Consider the following 16353-nt stretch of genomic DNA (forward strand, 5'->3'; position numbering starts at 1 on the left):
TAAATTTAATCTACTCAGCTCCGGTAGATTCACGTACGATAAGTTCAGGATCAATCCGCATCCCGGCTCCACGTTTCATCTTTCCGGAGATGCGTTTGAGCAGCATATCCGCGGCTGCCAGCCCGATTTTGTCTGCAGGCTGACGTATTGTTGTCAGATGTGGATGAAGCTGTGAAGCAATATAATGATCGTCATAGCCGACCACTGCCACCTCTTCGGGTACCTGAATGCCCGCTTCCATCAGGGCATTGATGACTCCAAGCGCGATATTGTCATCCCCGGCAAATACGGCGGTGGGCAGCTTTCCTTCCTTCAGCCAACGTTTGCAGGTATCGTATCCCATCCCAATATCGAAATCACCAGGCACGATCTCAAAGGGGGCCAGTCCTTGTTCCCGAAGCGCCTGTAGAAATCCACTGCGCCGCTCCCGCGTACTCCGGAACATTTCCTGACCGCAGAGATGAGCGATTGAAGTGTGTCCCAGCTCCAGCAGATGACGCGTAGCTGCGTATCCCCCCTTGAAGTTGTCGATCGTGATGGAGTAGGTATCATTTTCGGGCTTCTGATTATCTATCAGCACATAAGGAATACCCCGCCGTTTTAACTCCACAATATAATTGTCCTCTTCCATCGGAGAGAGCAGAATTAAACCGTCTACACGATCCTCCTGAATTAAATAATGGCTATCATCCGATTCGATGCCTGTTGAGATGGATATGGCTAAAAAATAACCATGCATCGCTAATATTTCATTCAGCTCTTTGACCACTGCGTCAAAAAAGGAATCTTGCAGGGTAGTGACAATAATGCCGATAATTCCCGTCTTACCGCTTGCCAGACTGCGTGCCGCAGCATTAGGGCGGTAATCCAGCTCTTTAATTGCCTCCAGCACCTTTTGGCGATTATTCTCGCGTACCGATTCGGCCCCATTTAACACCCGGGATACGGTTACAACGGATAATCCGGATTTTTTGGCTACATCAAAAATACTAACTTTCATCTTTAATTCTCCTCACGGCAGATTTTCCGATCCTGTTTTCTACTTTCAGTATACAGGGTTGGCAGACTGTCCGCTAAACGTATGATTTCACGCAGGTATACCGTCCCTAAAGGGGGCGGTATACCTGCCAAACAGTTATCGCTGAATGATCTCTGTAACCTTCTTCTGAATCGTCGCCATCACCTCTTCAACCGTCTTATGTCCAGTTTCTACTGGCTGCAATTCATTAATGAACATGTCATTAATTTGCGAGTAGTTGGTGATTAAGTGGTTATAGGATTCGAAGCCGTAGTTAACAGCACCCTCGTAGACATTTTTGATATCCTGTGGATCGATACCTTCAAAATGTTTATAGTAAGCTTCTGCAGCTTCGGTGTTGACTGGTGGGTTACCGCCACTAAGCTCAATGGATTTCTCTTGCACTTCGCTTGTGATCAGGTATTTGATCCATTCAAAAGCTTCCTTCGGATGTTTGGAGTCCTTCAAGATCAGCAGCGGATCGACATAAAGGGTGCTGCGTACCTTTTCGTTTCCTCCCCATGGTACAGCGGCTACGCCAATTTTGAAGGGGAAGTCATTTGCACCTGCAAGGTTCCATGAGCCTCCGATAGACATGCCGATTTTACCAGCAACAAAGGGATCGCCGTTCTGTCCAGCTACACTTTTGCTCCATTCGGAAGAAGGAGAGACTTTATCCTTAAAGACAAGATCAAAAAGCTTGTTGTAGGCAGCGATCACTTCAGGGGAGTCAAAATAAGTCTCGGAAGGCACGCCGCCATTAGTCCATGTATCTTCTGAGTAAGGCTCCGCTCCAAAATATAACGGCCGCATATCGCGTTCGGACCAAGTGAAGTCTACGCCATATTGAGTTTTGGCGATATCATCGGATACAAGCGTCATTTGTTTAGCTTCGTCGACCATTTTTTCAAACGTCCAGCTCTTATCTTCATAATCGCTTGTTGGATAAGTCAGTTTGGCAGCATCAAACATGTCTTTGTTATAGAGCATTAAGGTGACATACATATTGACCGGGATGCCGTAAGTGTGATCTTTAACCTTGTAGATACCCATTAGATTCTCTGGGATACTATAATCCTCTGCCTTGAAACCATCCTCTTTCATAAGGTCGGTCATATCGAACAACATACCCTTATTGTAGTATTCTGCGAAACCTCCATACCCCCAGTGACTTGTCACGTCGGGCGATTTGCCGCCGGCAATTAGCGTTTGCAGCTTGCTGTCGAACTGCTCATAAGGCGCTTTTTCCACTTTCACTTTAATATTCGGATGCTGCTTCTCGAAATCAGGGATTAATTTTTCGACAAATGTGCGGTCTTCTGAATCTATTGTGTAATGGGTAATCGTTACCGTTTCTGCTTTGCCTCCAGAATTAGTAGAGCCACCGTTTCCTTCAGATAGGGCGTTACCCGCCGATTTGCCGCCGCTACAGCCTGATAAGGCTAGAACAACGAGCATGGTAGCTGCAAGTAAAAGCGCAATACTTTTCCTGTTCTTGTTCATTAGCTAAACCCTCCATGATTTCAAGTATATTTGGCCGCCGGATGGCGGATTATTACTTAATCCCTGTAAGTACAATCCCTTCGACGAACTGTTTCTGGGCTACAGCAAACAGCGTAACGATTGGGACCATAGCTAGAACCGAAGCAACCATTAGCAGATGCCAAGGTGGTATGCGGAACCTCGATGAGGTAAGAGAAGCCATCCCGACGGGTAGCGTGAACTTATCTGATGAGCTTAAGTAAAGCACTGGCGTAAGCAGATCATTCCAGTTGTAGATAAAAGCAAAGATAGCTACGGTCGCAAGTGCAGGTTTGGAGAGTGGGATTGCTATGGTAGCCCACATCCGTATTTCACCACAGCCATCAATGCGTCCGGCATCAAACAGCTCTTCAGGCAATGTGGAGAAGAATTGGCGCAGCAGAAAAATATTATAGGCTGAGCCGAAGAAAGCAGGCACGATCAGGGGTAAAAAGGTATCTATCCAGTTCATTTGCGAAAAGAGTACAAATTGCGGAATCATAATGGCCGGATAGGGTAACATCATGGTGCTCAGCAGCAGGATGAACCACACCTGATTACCTGTACCTCTGAATCTGGCGAATCCATAGGCAACCAGCGCCGAAGAAATCAAGGTTCCCACAACACTAAAGCCGGCGATAATCAGACTGTTTTTATAAAGTGTACCGAACTGCAGGGTATCAAATATTTCTGTGTAATTGCTCCACTGCCAGCTCTCCGGAAGAAAGGTGGGTGGGAACTTCAGCATCTCGCGTTTGGACTTAAGTGAAGTGGAGACCATGAAGAACAAAGGAAGCAGCATCAGAAATGTTGTAACTACTAGAGTAATAAAGCTGAAAATCTTAACAGGCTCCGCTTTCCGGCGGCGTTTTGTTCCTTTAGTCCGGGGGCTTAGCGCTCTGACTGTACTCATTTGCGTCCGCCTCCTTCATAGTGAACATAACGGTTAGACAATTTCATAATTAGTGCAGTGCAGAGCATAACTACGATAAGGAGCACCCATGCCAAGGCTGAGGAATAACCGGCACGATATTCTTTGAAAGCGCTGGTGTAGAGATTATAGACATAGAACCAGGTAGAGTAATTCGGCCCCCCTTGAGTCATGACAAAAGCTTGGGTAAAGACTTGGAAGGAATCAATTAGTCCCATGATCAGTTGGAAGAGCAGCACGGGAGAGATCATCGGTAAGGTAATGTTCAGGAAGATTCTGAAGCGCCCGGCACCGTCAAGGTTAGCGGCTTCGATCAAGCTAGCCGGTACGCCTTGCAGACCTGCGAGGAATAAAATCATTCCTGAGCCTGCTGTCCAGAAGGTCATGATGATTAAGGCATATAGAGCAGTGTCTGGGTTCATCAGCCAAGCTGGTCCATGAATGCCGAACCAGGAAAGGATGTAATTGAAGAGCCCGATCTGCGGGTTGAAGATCCAGTACCACAGCAGGGACATGGCCACGCCGGATACCATGCTTGGGAAATACATTGCTGTTCTGAAAAAGCCGCGCAAAGGAATGGTCTGGTGGAGCAATAGCGCAAAGCCAAGACCGAGTGCAAGCTGGATAGGTACACCGATGAAGGTATATCTCAGCGTGACAACCACCGATTTCCAGAACAGGTCATTGTGAAACATCTCTGTGTAGTTAGCGAGCCCGATAAATTTAGGTGGGTGTATGATGTCATAATCAGTAAAGCTGAAGTAAAGCGATGATAAGATAGGATAAAGGGCGAATACTAGGAAGCCGATAATCCAAGGAGAAATGAACAGATACATATAGAACGTCTGCCGCCTGTTCTCGCGATTGATCATGACACACCAACCTCTCGTTTTAAAAGTATAAGCGCTTTAACCTTTGTTCATACTAACACTATTAATTAGCAATAATACTAGGTACCTAGAGATTAAAGTTTAACCGCTTTAACTTTTTGATTCGCTTTAATAAGCTTATCATAGAGGATGATCACTAAATAATCAACACTTATTTTAACTATAAAAGCGCTGTCAGTCATTAAACGTAACATACAGTCTGTCATTTTTGTGAAAAAGGGACCTGAAATAAGATTCGGGAGATTATTGTGTTAACTATTATAACGCAATTTTATTATTTTTTATTAATATTCCTCATGCTATGATTAGGGTTGGTCATATTTTGTTAGAAATGAGGAAACTGAATGACGACTAGACCTTACTTAAAAATGATCCAGCATTCTGTTACAGCCTCAGGGATTAGCTTTGAGGAAATTACACCGAATTTCGTATATAGAGCGACAGATGGAGTGAAATCATTTGTGATGGTAGACGCTGAGATCGGACTAAACAAGAGTGCTTCTACGATCATTGCCATGAGTAAATCTCTAACTTATGATGTTTTGCATAAGGCGAATATCCCAGCTGTAGAACATATTTATTTGCCGCATCCTGACTCCAAATTTAGCAATTTGAATCCTTATCCATTGGCTGAGCATTATTTCCAAGCATGCAATGGGGAGGTAGTTATGAAGCAGGATAACGGGGCGCAGGGAAATCATGTGTACAAAATCAATGAGATAGCCGATCTGCACGAAAAGCTGGATTTATTATTTTCTTTACAGCTTAATGGGGCAATAGGTCCTTATTATGAAGCGGAGATTGAGTATAGAATTGTAACTTTTAATCATCAGGCGCGTGTATTCCTTGGCAAAAAAAAAGTTCGTTCGTGGAAGCATAATTTGATTAACGGAGCTGTTACGATTGAGGTGAAAGATCAGGCCAAACAAGAGGCGCTGGCGGAGCTTGCCTCCCGGACCTCTAAAGCGCTGGGCCTTGATTTCTGCTCAGTAGATATCTTAGAGACAAATCAAGGCTTGATGGTGATTGAGGTCAACCATAAGGTGATGTTAGATGAATATTGTAAGCAAAATCCAAGTGAAGTACCTGGCCTCTCAGACCTTTACAGGGAAGTTATTCTTCAGCGTATGAATCAGTTATAAGCCGATATTCAGCAGCGATTGCCCGAATAATCTTTTGGCATTTCCGATTAGAGTTTGCGTACCCACGATTACAATAATCTCCGAAGGTGATTGTTCTTTAACATACGTAAGAGCATCCTCTAAATAAGGGAATTCGGAACTTTTTTCGAGAAAACTTTTAGCGATAAGCAGGGCATCCGTTGGGAAAATTAGATGGGTTATATCGGGTTTGGTTACGATTAGTTGATCCGAGACTGTACTCATGACTTCGATGACCCCTGTGTAATCTTTATCCTTAGGGACACCGATGATGGATGTGACGGTACGGCTGCGCTCAGGATTCACTAATTGAATAAGTTCAGCCAGATAGCTTGCAGAATCTCTATGAATAGCTCCGTCAATAATCGTCAGTGGGTCATGACAGATAACTTCACAACGTCCCGGCCATTGTAATTGTTCAAAACAGTGATGTACGATCTCCTGATCAAGGGGTCCCCCTGTAATCTCTTCACAAAGTGCGACTGCGCTGGCAGCATTGACCGCTTGAAACTGTCCCAATAGCGGAAGGGTCAAGGCTGGATAAACGGCTGGCTTCGTCCGGACATCAAAAGTAGTTCCGACAGAAGTGGTGGTGATAGATTCAGCTAAAAACTGTTCTTCATAATATTGCACAGGGTTGGAGGACAGGTTGTCCTTCATGATCGCAAGAACGTCGGATTTCTGTTTGCTAACATAGACGTTTGTTATGTTGTTTTTGACAATCCCAAGCTTGTGCAGTGTAATGCTGTTCAGATCAGGTCCCAAATGGGCTACATGCTCTTCCATAATCGGGGTAATGACAGCCCAGTCATTGCTCAGGACATTGGTGTCATCAAACCTTCCTCCTCTACCGCATTCAATCACATTGATATCTGTACCCTTCTCCTTAAAGTACAAAGCCGCAATAGCCAAAGCAACCCCAACCGGACCTTGATATTCATCAGCAGCAAGCTGCTCTTCGATCTGGTGGAAGCCCCCGCAAATTACATTACCTAATCGTACAAAATCTTCTGTGGCTATTGCCTGCCCATTGATCCGGATTCTTTCGTTGAAATCTACCAGGTGAGGGGAGGTGAATAACCCCACTTTATATCCCAAGTGACTTAACAGAGAGGAAATAAATCTAGAGGTGGAGCCCTTACCTTTACTGCCTGTGACCAGTATGTATTTTTGATTGCGATCCGGACTTCCGACTGCATCCAGTAATGCTCTGGTTAACTCCGGTTTTCTAACTTCTTCATCCAAAGTCTCTGTAATGTTGTTAATGGCCCTTAGGTAAGAGCTGTAGATCATATCTTCTACTTGGGATTGTGAAGTGAATTCCACGGAAATCCCTCCATTTAATTAATTTTGGCGCGTTCCTCAGATAGTGTTGTGTAGATGATAATCGGAAGTAACACAAGAGAAATGATGACGGTCAGAGCGATGCTCCAGTTCAAATCCTTATATAGCTGTACTATGGTGAACAACAAAGCGATAACAGGTAAGACCAGTTTGTTTAAGTGCTTTAGGAATAAGGAGTACATACTTCTTTTTACGGTAACTGATGTGCCGATGCTTGGGATTTCTAACTCGTTACGCGATAAGGCGGTGATCCCGATAAATAAGTGGCTGTCGATAAATTTAAGCTGCTCATTATCCGCATGAAGCTTGACTGACTGGGCAATATGCTCCGTATCGATGTCTAAGATGGGGATGGTGATTTGTTTGGAATTATAGGAGATCACGATCTGATCTGTTTCTTCCATGCCTAGCAGTTTTCTAACATTCGGATGAATTCTGCATAAATTCTGGTGCTCATCAAAAGGGTAAGGATGACCCACTCTGAGGGTGAGCTCTCTTTTGCCAATAAAAAAGTTCCCTAATGCACTTAAGGGCCGTTGGATCAGTTGATTTATAAGTTTATGTATGCCTGGCTTGGGTTGAGAACGCGTCCTAGCGCGAGTAATGATTAATGGATCATGCCCCTCGGAATGGGTTTCAAGCAATAACATGATGTATCTGTTGAAGTAAAGGGTATTCGGTTTGGCTGTGCTATCTTCTCGTAAAGTTAGGTTTACCCGGAAGCCATTTTTGGGATTGATAAGTTCTACTTGATTTGTATATTTACGGACGAGTGCTGGACAGGCTTTTACATAGGGTTTGGCAATCTCGTCCTTTAGGAATTCCCCGAAGAACTGTGTCGTATTCTGGCTTCGTTATTGTTAATCCTGTAGTCAGGCAGTCCCCGAGCTTGTCCTTTGCCCGCTTGGATAATTGGATTGTACCTCTTGGCACCTCATCTGCCGTTAAAATTAAACAGCTGACTTTGACACCATTCTCTGCTGTAAGATCAACGAAGATATGCTGGACTAAACCTAATTCCTTTAACTCTTCGGAGTTCATTGTGATTTCTTCACGAGGTTGAAGGCTTTGTTTGTCTAGAATAGTAAAGGTTTGCTCGATAATAATGTCAGACACCGCCCAATAGTTTAATGATTTGTTCAAGGGAATGAATGGTTTTTTGGAATAAATCAAACGCATTCGGGTTACGATAATTTCGATTAATTTCAATTTGAATACTTTGAACTAACAATTCCTTAGCGCAATATGAAGTAATCGTTCCAGGATGGGATGCAGAAAATGTATGATTTTGTCGAACATTGGTAATACCATTATTGTTAAAGATGCCTATGACGTCATTTAAATTATTCTCTCGTATAGAGGTTCCGTACAGTGTCCCTAGGTCAATATCAAACTCTCGAAGTTTGGAAGCTCCGTGCAGATCGATCACAAACTGAATGCGATGTTCTTTGACAAGCGCTCGTAGCGCAGCCTTATATTCTCCACCTAAGATGTAATTTGGGTCTTCTTTGGAAAAGCTATTCGAATAAATACAGTAGCAATTGGTGAGCTTTTGTAACAAGAGGGCAAGGGAGCCTGTATACATGTCAGCTGGTTTTACAGCATGTTCTCGAAAATGATTAATGGCATGTGGAGCTGAGACTAGTACAGGAAGGGAGCCTTCTACAATGGAGTAAGAGGGATCTACCCCGATATCGCCAAAATAATTATTATTGGAGAATTGTAGCTCATACTGTTCGATCAGAGATAAAATATGCAATCACCTATTCATAGTTATTTAATGGGTCGTTAACCATTAGTATGTCCTAAGCATTCACCATTCATGAATAAGGATGAATCTATTATAACGCTTGCAAGGTTTGCCGTGGGCAGTTTTTCCATAAAATGATTCTAAAAGATTGGCTATTGAAAAGTTCAAAATGGTGTGCTAATATTTCAATTGAAAACGTTACCGATAAGGATACCGAGAAGGATACCAAAAAGTAGGCTGGGGATTACTTAAGCAAATGAAAACGCTGACATAATTTTCACTAACAGCATCGGAACGTCTTCATGCGAAGTAATCTAATAAAAAGTACGAGGGGGAAGAAGAATGAAGAATATCAAAAAATATTTAGGGCTCATGTTAGTAATGTCTATGGTTGTTGTCTTAGCGGCAGGATGTGGGAATAAAGAAAATAATTCTGCATCCAATGATGGAAACGCTACATCTGGTAAAAAAGGGTCAGTTTATTTCTTGAACTTCAAACCTGAGATTGCAGAAATATATGAAAAGATCGCTAAGGATTACGAAGCAGAAACAGGAGTTAAGGTAAAAGTCGTAACGGCTGCTGCGGGTACTTACGAAACTAAATTGAAATCCGAAATCTCCAAGTCTGAAGCGCCAACTATTTTCCAAATTAACGGACCTGTTGGTTTTCAATCCTGGAAAGATTACACCTTGGATTTGAAAGATACTAAGCTTTACAGCTATCTGTCCGACAAAAGCTTGGCTGTAACTGAAGGTGAAGGCGTGTATGGTATCCCTTACGTAGTTGAAGGATACGGCATCATCTACAACGACGCAATTATGAAGAAATACTTCGCTTTGGCTGATAAAGCGGTATCGATCTCCTCCACAACTGAGATCAATAACTTCGACACTTTGAAAGCAGTAGTAGAAGATATGACGGCTAAAAAAGACCAACTGGGCATTAAAGGTGTATTCGCCTCCACTTCCCTCGCTGCTGGTGAGCAATGGAGATGGCAGACTCACCTTGCAAACTTGCCGCTGTACTATGAATTCAAAGACAATACTGAGTTTGACAACACCGTTCTTGCGGGTCTAGCTTCTAAAGAAGTTGAATTCAAATACAACGATAAATTTAAAAACATCTTCGATCTGTACATCAAGAACTCTGTAACTAAAGAATCCTTGCTGGGTAGTAAATCCGTAGCTGACTCCATGGCTGAATTTGCACTTGGTAACGCAGCTATGGTTCAAAATGGTAACTGGGCATGGTCACAAATCAACGATGTTGACGGTAACGTAGTTAAAGCTGAAGAAATCAAATTCTTGCCTATCTACACAGGTATGGAAGGCGAAGAAAAACAAGGTTTGGCTGTAGGTACAGAAAACTATTTCGCAATCAACAGCAAAGTATCTGCTGAGAACCAACAAGCTTCTATCGCTTTCCTGGAATGGTTGTTCTCCAGTGAAAAAGGTAAAGCTTATGTAACTAACGATCTAGGCTTCATCGCACCATTCAATACCTTTGAAGACAGCGAAAAACCAGCAGATCCACTTGCTAAAGAAGTATCTGCTTGGATGGAAAAAGATCTTACTTCTGTAGCTTGGACATTCGCAGCATTCCCAAGTGAAGAATTCAAAAACGTCTTTGGTGATGCCCTCTTGCAATACGCTCAAGGAAACAAAACTTGGGATGAAGTTGTAACCATCTTCAAGGACACTTGGAAGGCTGAAAAAGCAAAATAATAAATGCATGGAAAGATGCTTGAATAACTCTCAGTTGTCATACAGATAAAAGCTTAGTGCCACTGGGCTCCCTCGGGATTCAGTGGCACTAAGCAACAATTGGAGTGGATCTTGCTACATCTGTTTCATCATTTTCCATACTGAGATAGGAGAAGACTCCATGGAAAAATCGATAAAAAAATATTTTGCTCTTTTTGCATTACCGACCATAATAGCCTTTGGAATTGCCTTTGTGATCCCTTTTCTTTTGGGTATATATTTGTCTTTTACAGAGTTTACTACAGTCAATGATGCAACATGGATAGGGTTTGGCAATTACGCTAAAGCTTTTTCGAATCAAGAGTTTCTAAATGCATTAGGTTTCACCGTTAAATTCACAGTTTTATCTGTTCTTACTATTAATGTGTTCGCCTTCATCTTGGCGATGTTATTAACTAGAAAGCTAAAAGGTACCAACGTATTTAGAACGATCTTCTTTATGCCTAACTTGATAGGCGGTATCGTATTAGGATACATCTGGCAGCTGATTTTTAATGGGATTTTGTACAAATTTGGTGTCACTTTGACCTCTGATGCAACGTATGGATTTTGGGGACTAATCGTTCTTATGAATTGGCAATTGATAGGGTACATGATGATTATCTATGTTGCAGGTATTCAGAATGTTCCTAAAGATATAGTAGAAGCCGCAAGAATTGACGGAGCTTCACGTTCTAAGATTTTGCGTAATGTGACTATTCCACTCGTAATGCCGTCCATTACTATTTGTTTATTCTTAACCTTATCCAATTCATTTAAATTGTTTGACCAGAACTTAGCGTTGACCGCTGGTGCTCCTTCTAAGCAGACCTCCATGTTAGCACTGGACATCTACAATACATTCTACGGAAAATCAGGATGGGAAGGTGTCGGTCAAGCGAAAGCCGTCGTATTCTTTGCTTTAGTAGCCTTAATCGCCTTAATACAACTTGTCATTACTAGAAGAAAGGAGGTTGAGAACTAATGCAAAAGACTAGAGCAAAAGATTACTCTATATTCACCATTTTGTTGGTCTTGGCCATTGCGTTCTTATCTCCTATTTTTATTGTTCTGATGAACTCCTTCAAGGGTAAGTTCTACATTAGTGATACGCCGTTCTTATTCCCTAATGAGACTACGTTTGTTGGTTTAAAGAACTATACTAGTGGTGTAGCAAAGATTGATTTCTTCAGTGCCTTCGGAATGTCCTTGTTTATTACGGTATGCTCGGTGGCTGTGATCGTGTTATTTACTTCCATGACTGCATGGTACATTACCCGGGTGAAGTCCAAATTCACAGGCATGATGTATTATGCGTTTGTATTCTCGATGATCGTGCCTTTCCAAATGGTTATGTTCACAATGACTAAGACTGCAAACGTGCTGCATCTCGACAATCCGATTGGGATTATCTTAATCTATTTAGGGTTTGGATCAGGGCTGTCTGTGTTTATGTTTAGCGGATTTGTGAAGTCTATCCCGCTTGAGGTTGAAGAAGCGGTAATGATTGATGGCTGTAATCCACCTCAGGCCTTCTTTAAAGTGGTATTGCCCATCCTGAAACCTATTGCTGTAACTGTAGCTATCCTTAATGTAATGTGGGTATGGAACGACTTCCTATTGCCAGACCTGCTGATTGGTACAGAATATAAAACGATTCCTATTGCGATCCAGTACCTAAAAGGTGGATACGGATCGATTGACATGGGAGCTATGATGGCGATGCTGGTCTTAGCTATTGTGCCAATCATCATTTTCTACCTGACTTGTCAAAAGTACATCATCGAAGGTGTCGTTGCAGGTGCGGTTAAGGGTTAAGCTTGATCTACCTCGTTAAATAAATTAATATTCATGTAAGAAGCGAGTAGGGTGTTTTTCTTGGTGGGTGACCATCAGGAATCCCCTGCTTTCTTATTTTGACTATGAAGTTGAATAAGGATTAAGGAGTTTGATAGATACTAACAAGTAAAGGATAGATAGAAATGGAGAGACTGACTATTATAGACATCGCCAAATTATGCGGTGTTGGCGTGACTACTGTATCAAGGGCTATTAACAATCATCCGGATATTAATGAAGAAACAAAAGCGATGGTTATGAGGGTTATCAAAGAAAATCATTATGTCCCGAACAACAGTGCAAGAAATTTAAAACGTTCTGATTCGAAAACGATTGCAGTATTGATTAAAGGGATATCCAATCCATTTTTTAGCCCGATGATCAAAGTGTTCGAAAAAGAGATTCAACGCAAGAAATACTCCTTCATCCTACAACGAGTTGATGAGAATCAAGATGAGATCGAAGTGGCGATTGAGCTGGAGAAAGAAAAAAGGCTGAAGGGAATTGTCTTTTTAGGAGGTTTATTCTCACACTCTCAAGAGAAATTACAGCAATTAACGGTTCCATTTGTCCTTAGTACGATTGGGATGACGGAAGAGTTTGATTTGAGCGACTATTCTTCTGTATCTGTAGATGACTTTAATGAGAGCTATAAGATTGTGGACTATTTATGTAATCTGGGGCATGAGAAAATCGCAGTCATTACTGCACCAGAAGAAGATGTAAGTATCGGTAAGTTAAGATATGAAGGTTATAAAAGGGCTTTAGCTGATCATGGAATCGCTTATAATGAACGGCTAGTGCGGCGGATGAAAGAGGATATCGACAGTTACAGTATGGAAAATGGGTATGCGGTTACAAAAGAATTGCTAGAGTTAGGTGAAGAGTTCACCGCTATTTTTACCTTATCAGATAGTATGGCTATCGGCGCCTGTAAGGCAATATTTGAAGCGGGCAAGCAAGTCCCGGAAGATTACTCTGTGGCTGGTTATGACGGATTGGATATTTCCTTCTATTATAATCCTTCTATTACTACCATCAAACAGCCGGTAGTGGAGATTGCGGAAGCGACGATTAAGATTCTTTTTGATCTCATCAATAAGAAGGTTAAGCATGCGCATCAGATTTTCCCGGCTGAATTAATAGTTAGAGAATCTACAAGGTCTTTATTGTAGTTTCAACAAGTGAGTATGTTTAAGTTTATTTACGAATCGGGGTGGGGAGATAGAACCGCAAGAGATTAAACCTAACGATATCAACAGCATCACACGGTTTCTCACCGCATTTGGTGATCCTACTCGGATTCGGATTGTTACGTTATTAGGGAATAAAGGTCGGCTGAATGTTGGGGAAATTGCAGGTGAATTCGAAATAAGCAGGCCAGCGATTTCACATCATCTCAAAATCCTACGGGATGCCCGCATTGTTGACCATAAAAAGAGAGGCCAGGAAGTCTATTACTGGCTGGAGCGTGAACGGCTAGCAACAAACTTTAGGGCGCTTGCTGAATTGGCAATGTCGTTTAATCATGGGGACTAAGCCATCTCAAGGGAATGGTTCAGTCCCATTTTAGGATAACCAGGCATTTACCATATCGGAGACGGGTTTATAGATAAATATCATCCATCCCAATGGGTTAGAGACCGAAATATGTAACGCATTAATAAGACTGAAGAAAGTTCCCAGCAACAGAAGAAATGAGAAAACCCACATCTCCTTGATTAATTTTTTCCTCCACATCAGGGGAACTTCAATGGCTGCTATAACGGCTACAACTATGAGAATCACTACTATACCCAATATTCACAACCTCCCAAACCATTTAGTTTCGAGATATTAAGTCTTTGCTCAGTGCTCTTCTGAACATTACTACGCTTAACAAAACCAGGGGTAGAAATAACCCAAAGGTTATAACATAATACACCCAATAATTATCAAAAATTTCGCCGTAATAAGTGTAATTTGGGGCTATAAGAGGTGCTAGTGCGACCAAAATCAACCCTGTCGGTAAGGATAACACTCGATACTCCTTCAATTTTAATAATTGGGACAACCCCAGAATAAAAGCATAGAAATACAAAGTTACTTTTATAAAGAAAGTTAACATCCACTGTAGAGCTATCATGGCTTCCACCCGCTCAAAGATTCCACCAACAGATATGCGCCTTGCGATGTTATAGCTGGGATATATATCTCTGGCCGTCAGATCCGGACCTAAGACCAGTATGGAGACGATGAGCGTTATGAAAATTACAGTCCCCCCTAGGAGGGTGCCTTGTAAAAAACTCCTTGTTATCTTTTGTTGTTTATCTACATAAGGAAGTATCATTAGAAAGACGACTGGTTCTAAAAAGGTGTAGGCCGTAATGGGAATAGTCCCTCTCAGTACTGGCTTTATTCCATCTTCCAGGATGGGGAATATTCTGATAATTTCCATCTGAGGAACAATTGCGACCGTCAGGATCAGAAATAGGATAACGACCATTGGAGTGAAGATCTCTCCCGCTCGTCCGATAACCTCAATACCGAGCCGCGTTGCCATAATTACGATAAGTATAAATAAGAGCAGAATGGCCGGGATAGGAGTTCCAGGCAACATTTCTGAAATCACAAAATCACTGATCTCCCTCATACTTCCAGCGATAACTATAAGAAAAAACAATAAAGTCATAAGCGATAGAATAGTCCCAAGCCATTTTCCGAAGGCCTTTTGAATTGCCTCAATAAGCGTTAATTTGGGATATAACTTTGCGAACTTGCTGTACATATAGTTGGCCAGCAAACCTAATGCCATTCCAATTAAAGTGGAAATCCAGGCGTTTTGTGTGGCGTAGTGTGTGGATGAAGAAGGGATTATAAGGATGGAATCCCCAATAGTAAGGAGCATAACCAGTAAGGTTAGCTGGCGAGTACTTATTTTTCCCTTTTCCAACATGGTTTTGTTCACTCCAATTCATCACTTCGCCTCTTCTAGGAAAGAGTTAGTCACTTTCCCTAACAGGCGAATCTTAATATCCATCTTTACGCTTACTGGAAGGTTAACAAAGGTCTCATCCCAATTGTTTCGCAGTTTCTTCCACGCCTGCGGGTTAGAACGATGGATGATTTCGCCGAATCCAAAAATATCACTTTTGTATTCAGTTTGTACCTTTTTAATTGTAGCTTCGAATAGATTTATTACTTTTTTATTGGCGATTTGTTCTAATTGAGTGATGGTCTTTGGGTCCCTTAGATCAAGATTTCTGCATTGTACCTCTCCTAAATCTGATTCTAAATGCTGCTCAATAGTGATTTCTGGTTTGCCACTATGGATGCTGCCTTTCATTTTGGAACGGGCTTCAAATACATCAAGTGAAACCTTTTTACCTTCGGGACATTGGATATAGAAAACAGTGCTCCTTACTTTATTGGTTAAATAGTTATACACTTTTGATTCCTCTGGATTTAGCCAACCAATCAATTTGTCCTCCTTGAATATGGCCAATCCGGAGTATTTCAATTCCGTTGGAGAGTCTACCGTTTCAACATTCTTCGGAGTTTCTCCTTCATCTACACTTCCATCGATGACAACACCTGTTAAGACTGGATTTTTACCTTTACTCACAAGTTCTGTAATTAGGGTTCCTAATGTCACAGTAGATGTAGGTGCCCAATTTTTCTCAGAGGTTTCCAGACTGGAAAACAATCGCACGGCAGGAATCTTTTCAAGACTGGTTAATATTTTCAACGCATCTTCTGCCCTCGCATCCTTTGCTACCACTATAAAATAATCATTTCGCGTATCGTTGTCTCTTGACATGAAATCAAGAACATCGCTGATTCCCTCTTTAGCCAAATCCTCGCCAAGGACTAGGATTCGTAAATGAGAGATATAAATTTTACGTGGACTAACGGTTGTGATTTTTCTAAGGGCTTCATATACGGTATTTCCCGTCGCTTTATAAAGGTTGACTGGTGCCTGAGGAGAGCCCCCCTTTGAGCCAGCGATTTGACTGGGTAAGACCACTTGCGCAGAAACTTGATATTGATCTCCGATTTTATCGATACCTATTCCTACAGCAATCGCAAGATCATTTAATTCTCGGCGGCTCCAGCAACCTGTTACAAATATTTGCATGAGAATAAGAACACAAATCAGAAGCGATCTTCGTTTCATG

General features: G+C 42.0%; 17 protein-coding genes. 6 read left to right on the forward strand and 11 right to left on the reverse strand.

Features of this window, described 5'->3' with window-relative positions:
• Positions 1 to 10: 10 nt before the first annotated feature.
• From MHI51_RS01380 to MHI51_RS01395, 4 genes are all read right to left on the reverse strand, one after another.
• A complete protein-coding gene (locus tag MHI51_RS01380) occupies positions 11 to 1000 on the reverse strand; it encodes a LacI family DNA-binding transcriptional regulator (RefSeq protein ID WP_405173499.1) in 990 nt (329 codons plus the stop codon).
• Between the two features lie 135 nt (positions 1001 to 1135).
• Entirely contained in the window at positions 1136 to 2521 is a 1386-nt protein-coding gene (locus MHI51_RS01385) for a sugar ABC transporter substrate-binding protein (RefSeq protein WP_076192581.1), read from the reverse strand.
• A gap of 52 nt (positions 2522 to 2573) precedes the next feature.
• Positions 2574 to 3452 (reverse strand): carbohydrate ABC transporter permease, encoded by an 879-nt coding sequence (locus MHI51_RS01390; protein ID WP_038568194.1) that lies wholly within the window; start codon positions 3450 to 3452, stop codon positions 2574 to 2576.
• Positions 3449 to 4342: a carbohydrate ABC transporter permease gene (locus MHI51_RS01395; protein ID WP_036687229.1), complete on the reverse strand. Its 894-nt coding sequence runs from the start codon at positions 4340 to 4342 to the stop codon at positions 3449 to 3451. The genes MHI51_RS01390 and MHI51_RS01395 overlap by 4 nt, the downstream gene beginning before the upstream one ends.
• 362 nt (positions 4343 to 4704) lie before the next feature.
• Between MHI51_RS01395 and MHI51_RS01400 the strand changes: the two genes are divergently transcribed.
• Positions 4705 to 5502: a RimK family alpha-L-glutamate ligase gene (locus MHI51_RS01400; protein ID WP_405173500.1), complete on the forward strand. Its 798-nt coding sequence runs from the start codon at positions 4705 to 4707 to the stop codon at positions 5500 to 5502.
• Here the strand turns inward: MHI51_RS01400 and MHI51_RS01405 are convergent.
• The 4 genes from MHI51_RS01405 to MHI51_RS01420 all read right to left on the reverse strand — a co-directional run bounded on the left by MHI51_RS01405 (position 5497) and on the right by MHI51_RS01420 (position 8623).
• Positions 5497 to 6846, reverse strand: a complete 1350-nt coding sequence (locus MHI51_RS01405; RefSeq protein WP_405173501.1) for a bifunctional folylpolyglutamate synthase/dihydrofolate synthase — start codon at positions 6844 to 6846, stop codon at positions 5497 to 5499. The two genes, MHI51_RS01400 and MHI51_RS01405, sit on opposite strands and share 6 nt — an antisense overlap.
• Positions 6847 to 6860: 14 nt before the next feature.
• The gene (locus MHI51_RS01410) at positions 6861 to 7514 is read right to left on the reverse strand and encodes a hypothetical protein (RefSeq protein WP_405173502.1); all 654 of its coding nucleotides are present in this window, start codon (positions 7512 to 7514) and stop codon (positions 6861 to 6863) included.
• Positions 7515 to 7626: 112 nt separating this feature from the next.
• Complete coding sequence (locus tag MHI51_RS01415) at positions 7627 to 7905, reverse strand: hypothetical protein (RefSeq protein ID WP_405173503.1); 279 nt, start codon at positions 7903 to 7905, stop codon at positions 7627 to 7629.
• A 67-nt stretch (positions 7906 to 7972) separates the two neighbouring features.
• Positions 7973 to 8623 carry an N-formylglutamate amidohydrolase gene (locus MHI51_RS01420; RefSeq protein ID WP_076192573.1) on the reverse strand — a complete coding sequence of 217 codons (651 nt, stop codon included), beginning with the start codon at positions 8621 to 8623 and terminating at the stop codon, positions 7973 to 7975.
• Positions 8624 to 8956: 333 nt separating this feature from the next.
• On the opposite strand from MHI51_RS01420, the gene MHI51_RS01425 reads away from it, so the two are divergent.
• The 5 genes from MHI51_RS01425 to MHI51_RS01445 all read left to right on the forward strand — a co-directional run bounded on the left by MHI51_RS01425 (position 8957) and on the right by MHI51_RS01445 (position 13735).
• Positions 8957 to 10339, forward strand: a complete 1383-nt coding sequence (locus tag MHI51_RS01425; protein WP_076126963.1) for an ABC transporter substrate-binding protein — start codon at positions 8957 to 8959, stop codon at positions 10337 to 10339.
• Positions 10340 to 10499: 160 nt separating this feature from the next.
• The gene (locus MHI51_RS01430; RefSeq protein WP_036687240.1) at positions 10500 to 11342 is read left to right on the forward strand and encodes a carbohydrate ABC transporter permease; all 843 of its coding nucleotides are present in this window, start codon (positions 10500 to 10502) and stop codon (positions 11340 to 11342) included.
• Positions 11342 to 12175 carry a carbohydrate ABC transporter permease gene (locus tag MHI51_RS01435; RefSeq protein WP_036687243.1) on the forward strand — a complete coding sequence of 278 codons (834 nt, stop codon included), beginning with the start codon at positions 11342 to 11344 and terminating at the stop codon, positions 12173 to 12175. The genes MHI51_RS01430 and MHI51_RS01435 overlap by 1 nt, the downstream gene beginning before the upstream one ends.
• A gap of 164 nt (positions 12176 to 12339) precedes the next feature.
• Positions 12340 to 13371 (forward strand): LacI family DNA-binding transcriptional regulator, encoded by a 1032-nt coding sequence (locus tag MHI51_RS01440; RefSeq protein WP_076126967.1) that lies wholly within the window; start codon positions 12340 to 12342, stop codon positions 13369 to 13371.
• Positions 13372 to 13459: 88 nt separating this feature from the next.
• The gene (locus tag MHI51_RS01445; RefSeq protein WP_405174032.1) at positions 13460 to 13735 is read left to right on the forward strand and encodes an ArsR/SmtB family transcription factor; all 276 of its coding nucleotides are present in this window, start codon (positions 13460 to 13462) and stop codon (positions 13733 to 13735) included.
• 30 nt (positions 13736 to 13765) lie between these two features.
• On the opposite strand, the gene MHI51_RS01450 is transcribed toward MHI51_RS01445, so the two are convergent.
• From MHI51_RS01450 to MHI51_RS01460, 3 genes are read right to left on the reverse strand one after another with little or no spacing between them, the layout of a single operon-like run.
• Positions 13766 to 13996 (reverse strand): hypothetical protein, encoded by a 231-nt coding sequence (locus tag MHI51_RS01450; protein ID WP_254847760.1) that lies wholly within the window; start codon positions 13994 to 13996, stop codon positions 13766 to 13768.
• A gap of 22 nt (positions 13997 to 14018) precedes the next feature.
• The gene (locus MHI51_RS01455) at positions 14019 to 15131 is read right to left on the reverse strand and encodes an endospore germination permease (protein ID WP_341000925.1); all 1113 of its coding nucleotides are present in this window, start codon (positions 15129 to 15131) and stop codon (positions 14019 to 14021) included.
• A 21-nt stretch (positions 15132 to 15152) separates the two neighbouring features.
• On the reverse strand, positions 15153 to 16352 hold the full coding sequence (locus MHI51_RS01460; RefSeq protein ID WP_076126972.1) for a Ger(x)C family spore germination protein: 1200 nt from the start codon (positions 16350 to 16352) through the stop codon (positions 15153 to 15155).
• Between the last annotated feature and the right edge of the window lies 1 nt (position 16353).

The sequence above is a fragment of the Paenibacillus sp. FSL H8-0260 genome (assembly GCF_045040625.1).
Classification (GTDB): domain Bacteria; phylum Bacillota; class Bacilli; order Paenibacillales; family Paenibacillaceae; genus Paenibacillus_AQ; species Paenibacillus_AQ odorifer.